The 8,769-nt window shown below is 60.1% G+C and carries 9 protein-coding genes; 5 read left to right on the forward strand and 4 right to left on the reverse strand.

Features of this window, described 5'->3' with window-relative positions; genetic code table 11:
• The 3 genes from Q7O77_RS11105 to bioB form a co-directional block, all read right to left on the reverse strand.
• Nucleotides 1-430: methyltransferase domain-containing protein (locus Q7O77_RS11105; RefSeq protein WP_304166998.1), on the reverse strand; the 430-nt coding region annotated here is incomplete at its 3' end.
• On the reverse strand, nt 417-1,565 hold the full coding sequence (gene bioF, locus Q7O77_RS11110) for an 8-amino-7-oxononanoate synthase (RefSeq protein ID WP_304167001.1): 1,149 nt from the start codon (nt 1,563-1,565) through the stop codon (nt 417-419). The genes bioF and Q7O77_RS11105, both read right to left, overlap by 14 nt.
• A complete protein-coding gene (bioB, locus tag Q7O77_RS11115; protein ID WP_085651557.1) occupies nt 1,566-2,603 on the reverse strand; it encodes a biotin synthase BioB in 1,038 nt (345 codons plus the stop codon).
• A gap of 92 nt (nt 2,604-2,695) precedes the next feature.
• Between bioB and bioA the strand changes: the two genes are divergently transcribed.
• The 5 genes from bioA (at nt 2,696) to Q7O77_RS11140 (ending at nt 8,157) form a co-directional block, all read left to right on the forward strand.
• Nucleotides 2,696-3,982, forward strand: coding sequence for an adenosylmethionine--8-amino-7-oxononanoate transaminase (gene bioA / locus Q7O77_RS11120; RefSeq protein ID WP_304167019.1), 1,287 nt, complete (start codon nt 2,696-2,698; stop codon nt 3,980-3,982).
• Nucleotides 3,983-4,105: 123 nt separating this feature from the next.
• The gene (locus Q7O77_RS11125) at nt 4,106-4,519 is read left to right on the forward strand and encodes a CidA/LrgA family protein (RefSeq protein WP_304167005.1); all 414 of its coding nucleotides are present in this window, start codon (nt 4,106-4,108) and stop codon (nt 4,517-4,519) included.
• Nucleotides 4,513-5,208, forward strand: a complete 696-nt coding sequence (locus tag Q7O77_RS11130) for a CidB/LrgB family autolysis modulator (protein WP_085651554.1) — start codon at nt 4,513-4,515, stop codon at nt 5,206-5,208. Before Q7O77_RS11125 ends, Q7O77_RS11130 begins: the two co-directional genes overlap by 7 nt.
• A 177-nt stretch (nt 5,209-5,385) precedes the next feature.
• Nucleotides 5,386-6,273: a cytidine deaminase gene (gene cdd / locus Q7O77_RS11135; protein WP_304167010.1), complete on the forward strand. Its 888-nt coding sequence runs from the start codon at nt 5,386-5,388 to the stop codon at nt 6,271-6,273.
• A gap of 186 nt (nt 6,274-6,459) precedes the next feature.
• Nucleotides 6,460-8,157 carry an NAD-dependent malic enzyme gene (locus Q7O77_RS11140; RefSeq protein ID WP_304167013.1) on the forward strand — a complete coding sequence of 566 codons (1,698 nt, stop codon included), beginning with the start codon at nt 6,460-6,462 and terminating at the stop codon, nt 8,155-8,157.
• A gap of 121 nt (nt 8,158-8,278) precedes the next feature.
• Here the strand turns inward: Q7O77_RS11140 and Q7O77_RS11145 are convergent.
• A partial coding sequence (locus Q7O77_RS11145) for an ABC transporter permease subunit (protein ID WP_304167016.1) occupies nt 8,279-8,769 on the reverse strand: 491 nt, incomplete at its 5' end.

Here is an 8,769-nt window from a genome sequence, read left to right on the forward strand (position 1 = left end):
GCGTACAGAAGGCGACGGCGCCGCCAGGACGCGTCACGCGATGCAGCTCGCCCAAGCCACGCGACAGATCGTCGCACCACTGGATCGCCAGATTGCTGAAGCACAGATCCACGCTCGCCGTCGGTAACGGCAGGTGTTCGATGTCGCCCAAGACATAGTGGGTCGCCGACGCCTGCTGTCGCGCTTCCGCCAGCATCTGCGACGACAGGTCCAGCGCGGTCACGCGTTTGCCCTGCGCCTGCCAGCGGCGGCTGAAATAGCCCGTCCCGCAGCCCGCGTCCAGCAATTCCACCCCGGCGTGATTATCCAGCAGCGACATCAGTCGCTCCCCGCTATCGCGCTGTAGCTCGGAAAAGCGGTCGTAGTGGGTGGCGGCGCGGCCAAACGCCCGCGCGATCGCCTGCTTATGGGGGGACTCAGCCTGCGTCATGCAACACCTCCAGCAGCCGGTCGATGTCCTGCGGCGTATGACTCGCGGTCAAGGTGATACGCAGACGAGAGGTGCCCGGCGGCACCGTCGGCGGCCGCATCGCGCCGACCCACAGCCCCTGATCGCGCAACGTCTGGGACAGCGCCAGCGTTTGATGATTGTCGCCGACGATCAGCGGTTGGATCGCGCTCTGGGACGTTTGCAGTTGGTAGGCCAACCCGGCGGCACCGTCACGAAAGTGGGCGATGTTATCCGTCAGACGCTGCCGCAGGTCGTCGCCTTGACGCACGACGTCCAGCGCCGCACTCAGCGCGCAGGCCTGAGCGGGCGGCATTGAGGTGCTGTAGATGAGGTGGCGGGCGAACTGCGTCAGATACTCCGCGACGTCGTGGCGACACAGCACCGCCGCGCCGCTGGCGCCGAACGCTTTACCGAAGGTGACGATCAGCAGCTCAGGCTGAATGCCTTGATTCCAGCAGCTGCCGCGCCCCTCCTCCCCCAGTACGCCGATGCCATGCGCATCGTCGACCATCAGCCAGGCGCCGTGGCGTCGACTCGCCGCCTGCAGTTCAGGCAGCGGCGCCGCATCTCCGTCCATGCTGAAGATCCCTTCCGTCACCGCCAGCGTCTGGCCGTCGCACGGCGAGCGCAACAGACGCTCCAGCCCCTCCGGCTGATTGTGCGGAAAGCGGCGTAACGTTGCGGGCGACAGCGCGGCGGCCTCCAACAGCGACGCATGGCTCAGCTTGTCTGCCAGGATGCGATCCCCGGCTTCCGCCAGCGCGGCGATCACGGCCTGATTGGCGGCATAGCCGGAGATAAACAACAGCGCGCGATCGTAGCCGAGCCAGTCCGCCAGCTGCTGCTCCAGCGCTTCGTGCGCGACGCTGTAGCCGGTCACATGTCCCGAACCGCCGCTGCCCACACCAAAACGCTCAGCGCCCTGCTGCCACGCGCGCACTATCGCGGGATGCTGGCTGATGCCGAGATAATCGTTGCTGGAAAAATTCAGATAGCCGCGACCGTGGCTCTCCAGCCAGCGCCCGCCGCCGCATTCATTCACCTGACGCTGGCGGTAGGCGCCCTCCTCGCGACGCTGTGTCAGCGCCCGTTCGATACGTTGCTGCCAGCCCATTTAGACCGCCGCGTTGTAGAACTGCTCGGTGTCGGCGTTCATCAACTGCTCGGTCAGATGCTGTTGCTGCTGGTTGTCGCCGTACTCGGTGCTGGTCTGCTGCGGGTTCAGCCCCAGCTTGCGGAACAGCTGTAGATCTTTGTCTTCTTTCGGGTTGGGGGTCGTCAACAGCTTGCATCCGTAGAAAATCGAGTTCGCCCCGGCCATGAAGCACATGGCCTGCGTCTGCTCGCTCATCTGCTCGCGCCCGGCGGACAAACGTACGTGCGACGTCGGCATCATGATGCGGGCGACGGCAATGGTGCGCACGAAGTCGAACGGATCGACATCGTCGTTTTCGGCCAGCGGCGTGCCTTTGACTTTGACCAGCATGTTGATCGGCACACTTTCCGGCGGCGTCGGCAGGTTGGCCAGCTGCACCAGCAGACCGGCGCGGTCGCGTACCGTTTCGCCCAGACCGATGATCCCGCCGGAACAGACTTTGATCCCCGCTTCGCGCACTTTGCCGAGCGTATCCAGACGTTCCTGATAAGTACGGGTCGTGATGATGCTGCCGTAGAATTCCGGCGAGGTGTCGAGGTTATGGTTGTAAAAATCCAGCCCCGCTTCCGCCAGTCGCTCAGCCTGATCGCCCTGCAACGTCCCCAGCGTCATACAGGTTTCCATGCCCAGCTCTTTCACGCCGCGCACCATCTCTTCCAGATAGGGCATGTCGCGCTCATGCGGGTTTTTCCAGGCCGCGCCCATACAGAAGCGGGTCGAGCCTGCCGCCTTGGCCTGACGGGCCGAGGTCATCACCTGCTCGACCTGCATCAGACGTTCGGTTTCGATGCCGGTGCGATAACGGGAACTCTGGGGGCAATATTTGCAGTCTTCAGGGCAGGCACCGGTCTTGATCGACAGCAGCGTGCTGACCTGAACCTGGCGCGGATCGAAATGCTGCCGGTGAACGGTCTGCGCCTCATACATCAGCTCCAGAAAGGGCTTATTAAACAGGTCTTGCGCCTGTTCCAACGTCCATTGAACACGTTCTGACATCACTACAACTCCGGGTGAAAAAGATTTCGTCAGTGTAATTTATGCGGATATACTGTCAACCAAATTGAAACAGATTTAGTTGACAAGTTATGATCACTCCAGACGATCTCCAGTTTGACCAGCGCCATATCTGGCATCCCTATACATCCATGACCCAGCCCCTGCCCTGCTATCCGGTGAGCGCCGCGCACGGCGTGGAGCTTCAGTTGGAAGATGGCCGCGCGCTGGTGGACGGCATGTCCTCCTGGTGGGCCGCGATCCACGGCTATAACCATCCCCGCATCAATCAGGCCGTCACGGACCAGCTGGGCCACATGTCCCACGTCATGTTCGGGGGCATCACCCATGCGCCCGCCATCGACCTGTGTCGTCGGCTGGTGGCGATGACGCCGGACGCGCTGGAGTGCGTTTTTCTGGCGGATTCCGGGTCGGTGGCGGTCGAGGTCGCCATGAAGATGGCGTTGCAGTATTGGCAGGCGCAGGGACAGTCGCGTCGCCAGTTTGTGACGCTGCGCCACGGCTATCACGGCGATACGCTCGGTGCGATGTCGGTGTGCGATCCGCAGAATTCAATGCACAGCCTTTATCAGGGATATCTGCCGCCGCACTTGTTCGCCGATGCTCCGCAGTGTCGTTTTGACGATACCTGGCGTGAAGAGGATGCCGATTCACTGGCCGCAATCATCGAACAGCACACGGACCGCATCGCGGCCGTCATTCTGGAGCCCATCGTGCAGGGCGCAGGCGGCATGCGATTCTACCATCCCGAATATCTGCGTCGGGTGCGCCAGCTGTGTGACCAGTACGGAATCCCGCTGATTGCCGACGAGATCGCCACCGGCTTCGGCCGCACCGGCAAGCTGTTCGCCTGCGAACATGCGGGCATCACGCCGGACATTCTCTGCCTCGGTAAGGCGCTGACCGGCGGCTATATGACGCTGTCGGCAACGCTCGCCACCCGCCATATCGCCAACACCATCAGCGACGGCGAAGCGGGCTGCTTCATGCACGGCCCCACCTTTATGGGTAATCCGCTCGCCTGCGCCGCCGCCAACGCCAGCCTGGCGCTGCTGGAGGAAGGGAACTGGTCGTCCCAGGTGCCTGCCATCGAAGCGCAGCTGCGCGCCGCGCTACTGCCGCTGGCCGCCTCTCCGCGCGTGGCCGACGTCCGCGTGCTGGGCGCCATCGGCGTGGTGGAAACCGTCGCACCGGTCAATATGGCGCGGTTACAACGCTTTTTTGTTAACAAGGGTGTCTGGATACGCCCCTTCGGCAAACTGATCTACCTCATGCCGCCGTATATTATTTCAGCAGAGGCGTTATCCCGGCTGACGGATGCCATCGCCGAAGCCTTAGCGCAGAGTGAATTGTTCGACTAAATCCGGTTTTCTTGGTGAAAACACAGTGGTTTCTACATTGTGGGAAACGGTGCTGCGCAACCCGTAGCACCGGCTTTCGGTTAGCGCTATCATAAATCCCCTCAGTTAATCAGGAATCCTCCCATGCGTAATACGATCACACTCTGCTGGCAGTATTTACGCGCTTTCGTATTGATTTACCTGTGCCTTTACGCAGGCAATACGATATCCGCGTTACTGCCTATCACTATCCCCGGCAGCATCATTGGCATGCTGATCCTTTTCGCCCTGCTCTCTTCGCAAATCCTTCCCGCTGACTGGGTCCGACCCGGTTGTCACCTGCTGATCCGCTATATGGCGTTGCTGTTCGTCCCCATTGGCGTCGGCGTGATGAGCTATTTCGATCTGTTGCGCAGTCAGTTTGGTCCTATCGTCGTCTCCTGTCTGATCAGTACGCTGATTGTGATGGTGGTGGTCGGTTACTGCACTCAGATCATGCACAGGGAAAGGACGCTGCCGGGAGCGACGCAGGCAGCTAAGGAAAAAGAGCAATGCTGACCTATTTGTGGTGGTCCTTGCCGCTGACGCTGCTGGTGTTTTTCGGCGCGCGCCGGGTGGCGATAAAATTGAACATGCCGCTGCTGAATCCGCTGCTGGTGTCCATGCTCATCATCATTCCCGTTCTGCTGCTGCTGCGCATCCCTTACGAGCACTATTTCAAAGGCAGCGAAGTGCTGAACAACCTGTTGCAGCCTGCCGTGGTTGCGCTGGCGTTCCCGCTGTATGAACAGATTCATCAAATTCGCGCCCGGTGGAAATCCATTATCACGGTCTGCTTTGTCGGCAGCCTGACCGCTATCGTCAGCGGCACGCTGGTGGCGTTGTGGCTGGGCGCGACGCCGGAAATCGCCGCGTCGGTCCTGCCCAAATCCGTGACCACCCCCATTGCGATGGCGGTCGCCAGCTCGATAGGCGGCATCCCCGCGATCAGCGCCGTCTGCGTGATCTTCGTCGGCATTCTCGGCGCGGTGATGGGCCATGCCCTGCTCAACCGCCTGAAAATTACGGTGAAGTCGGCACGCGGGTTGTCGATGGGCACCGCGTCCCACGCGCTGGGCACCGCCCGCTGCGCGGAAGTCGACTTTCAGGAAGGCGCGTTCAGTTCGCTGGCATTGGTGATCTGCGGCATTATGACGTCGCTGCTGGCGCCGTTCGTGTTCCCCCTGTTGCTGCTGATGGCGCACTAAGGACAGGAGCGCTCTCCGCCTTGCACGGATGAGCGTTTGCGTGAGTCATATTTTGATCAAAAATGACGCTCAACTTTTCATTCGATTTCATGTCATTGTGCTAAACATCACATTTAAGCGATTCAACTTCGGCTGTCCGCTATGCTTGAAAAAAGAACAATGAAAAGGGGGACGTCAATGCAATCACGGTTTCACGCCGCACTCAACCCGCTGCCCGAGGCAATACAGGCGGTACTCACCCCAATACTCAATCGGGGAGATTTCGCCGCCTGGCTGTCCGCCGCGGACGTGGGACGCCTTTGTCTCGCCGGTCAGGTCGATGAGGCGCAACTCGCGCTGACGCTGCTTCCGCTGGCGGCGGCCTGCGCCCATGCGCCCATCTCGCATTTTCAGGTGGGTGCGGTCGCTCAGGGCGCCAGCGGCAACCTCTACTTCGGCGCCAACATGGAGTTCCCCGGCCTGCCCCTGCAACAAAGCGTGCATGCGGAGCAAAGCGCTATTACCCATGCCTGGCTCCGACATGAGCGCGCGCTGCGTACGCTGACCGTCAACTATTCACCCTGCGGACACTGTCGTCAGTTCATCAACGAACTGAACTCGGCGACAACGCTCACCATCAGCTTGCCCGAACGCACGCCTCAGCCGCTCTCCCACTATCTGCCCGACGCCTTCGGCCCCCGCGATCTGAATGTCGCCACGCTGCTGATGGATCAGGTGCATCATGGGTTAAGAATCTACAGCGAGGATACGTTGGTGCAGGCCGCGCTGGCGGCGGCCAATCGGAGTCATGCTCCTTACACTGAGGCCTACAGCGGCATTGCGCTGCAGACCCACTCGGGCGCGATCTACACCGGCTGTTATGCAGAAAACGCGGCCTTCAACCCCAGCCTGCCGCCGCTACAGGCGGCGCTGAACCTGATGAATCTGTCAGGGGAAAAAACCGCTGATTTACGCCATGCGGTGCTGGTCGAACGGAAGCAGGCCGTCATTAGTCAATGGAGCGCGACGCAGTCGATGCTGGGGGCCTTGGGAGATGTTGATTTACGGTACGTTGTTATTGCGTGATTGTTGCCCGAGGCCAAATAGGGTGTGACCTTGCTCACTTTTTAGTTGAATGCAAGTCATATGTAATTATTTTAATTAACATTGTCTGTACATATTCAGTGGGTTCTTTAAGATTTTAAAGACACTTCGTTTCATTGCTGCACCTGAACCCATTTCTGTTACCCCTAAAAAAAAGAGCTAAAAGTCATGGAATTAGAATACGAAAGTAAACGCCCCCTCTACATACCTTATGCTGGACCCATCCTTCTCGAATTTCCGCTACTGAACAAAGGCAGCGCCTTTACCGAAGAAGAACGCTCACACTTCAACCTGACCGGCCTGCTGCCGGAAGCCGTCGAAACCATCGAAGAGCAGGCCGAACGCGCCTGGCGTCAATACGAAGGCTTCAAAAACGACATCGAAAAGCACGTCTATCTGCGCAATATTCAGGATACCAACGAGACGCTGTTCTACCGACTGCTGCAAGGCCACCTGAGCGAGATGATGCCGATCATCTATACGCCGACCGTCGGCGAAGCCTGCGAACATTTTTCTGACATCTATCGTCGCGCGCGCGGCCTGTTCATCTCCTACCCGAACCGTGAGCACATCGACGATATGCTCCAGAACGCCACCAAACAAAACGTCAAAGTCATCGTGGTGACCGACGGCGAGCGTATTCTGGGTCTCGGCGATCAGGGCATCGGCGGCATGGGGATCCCTATCGGCAAACTGTCGCTGTACACCGCCTGCGGCGGCATCAGCCCAGCCTACACCCTGCCGGTGGTGCTGGATGCCGGTACCAACAACCAGCAGTTGCTGAACGATCCGCTGTACATGGGCTGGCGTCATCCGCGCATTTCCGGCGACGAATACTACGCCTTTGTGGACGAATTCATTCAGGCGGTAAAACGCCGCTGGCCGAACGTTCTGCTGCAGTTCGAAGACTTCGCGCAGGGCAACGCCATGCCGCTGCTGAACCGCTATCGGGATGAAATCTGCAGCTTCAACGACGACATTCAGGGCACCGCCGCCGTGGCGCTGGGCAGCCTGATTGCCGCCAGCCGCGCCGCCGGCAGCCAGCTGCGTGACCAGACCGTCGCCTTCCTCGGAGCCGGTTCCGCCGGGTGCGGCATCGCCGAGCAGATCATCGCGCAGATGGTGGCCGAAGGACTGACCGATGAAGAAGCTCGCTCTCGCGTCTTCATGGTCGACCGTTTCGGCCTGCTGACCGACAAACTGCCGAACCTGCTTAACTTCCAAAGCCCGCTGGTACAGAAAAGCGAGAAAATCGCGCATTGGGACGTCAGCAGCGATGCCATTTCTCTGCTGGAAGTGATGCAGAACGCGAAGCCGACCGTGCTGATCGGCGTCTCCGGCCAGCCGGGTCTGTTCACGGAAGAGGTCATCCGTGAAATGAACAGCAACTGCGCCCGTCCTATCATCATGCCGCTGTCTAACCCGACTTCCCGCGTGGAAGCGCGTCCGGAAGATATCTTTAACTGGACCGACGGCACCGCGCTGGTCGCGACCGGTAGCCCGTTCGCGCCGGTGACGCACAAAGGCGAGATTTACCCGATCGCCCAGTGCAACAACTCCTATATCTTCCCGGGGATCGGTCTGGGCGTACTGGCCAGCGGCGCGCGTCGTATTACCGACGGTATGCTGATGGCGGCCAGTCGCGCGCTGGCCGACTGTTCACCGCTGGCGAACGACGGTAAGGGCGGCCTGCTGCCGGAGATCGAGAAAATTCAGGAAGTGTCGCACCACATTGCGCTGGAAGTCGCCAAAATGGCGCAAGAAAACGGCGTCGCGGAAGTCACCTCTGAAGAAGCGCTGATCAAGGCGATCGAGCACAACTTCTGGCAGCCGCAGTACCGTACCTACAAACGTACTTCGTTCTAATCTCGCCCGTCCGCGTCGCCTTCGCCGCGCGGACTTTATGCATGAAAAACGCCGCGTCCTGTTCGACGCGGCGTTTTTGTTTTCCCGCAAACCAGTCCGAGGCAGACCGGAGAAAAGACGGCTAGGACTTCAGCTTGTGATCCAGCGCGTCGCGCAATCCATCGCCCAACAGGTTGAAAGCCAGCACCGTCAAAAAGATCGCCAGGCTGGGGAAGATCGCCACGTGCGGCGCCAGTACCATATCCGAACGCGCCTCGTTGAGCATCGCGCCCCATTCCGGCATCGGCGGCTGCGCGCCCAGCCCCAGAAACGACAGACTTGCGGCGGTGATAATCGACATGCCGATGCGCATGGTGAAATACACCACGATGGACGACACGGTGCCGGGCAGAATATGGCGCAGCACGATGGTCCAGTCGGATGCCCCGATGCTGCGCGCCGACTCAATAAACGTCTGATGTTTCAATACCAGCGTATTGCTGCGGACCAGACGGGCGAAGGCCGGAATGCTGAAAATCGCTACCGCCACCACCACGTTCGCCATGCCGCTGCCCATAATCGCCACGACGGCAATCGCCAGCAGGATCCCCGGAAACGCGAACAGCACGTCGC

It is taken from the genome of Lonsdalea britannica, from assembly GCF_946477055.1.
In the GTDB taxonomy this organism is placed as follows: domain Bacteria; phylum Pseudomonadota; class Gammaproteobacteria; order Enterobacterales; family Enterobacteriaceae; genus Lonsdalea; species Lonsdalea britannica_A.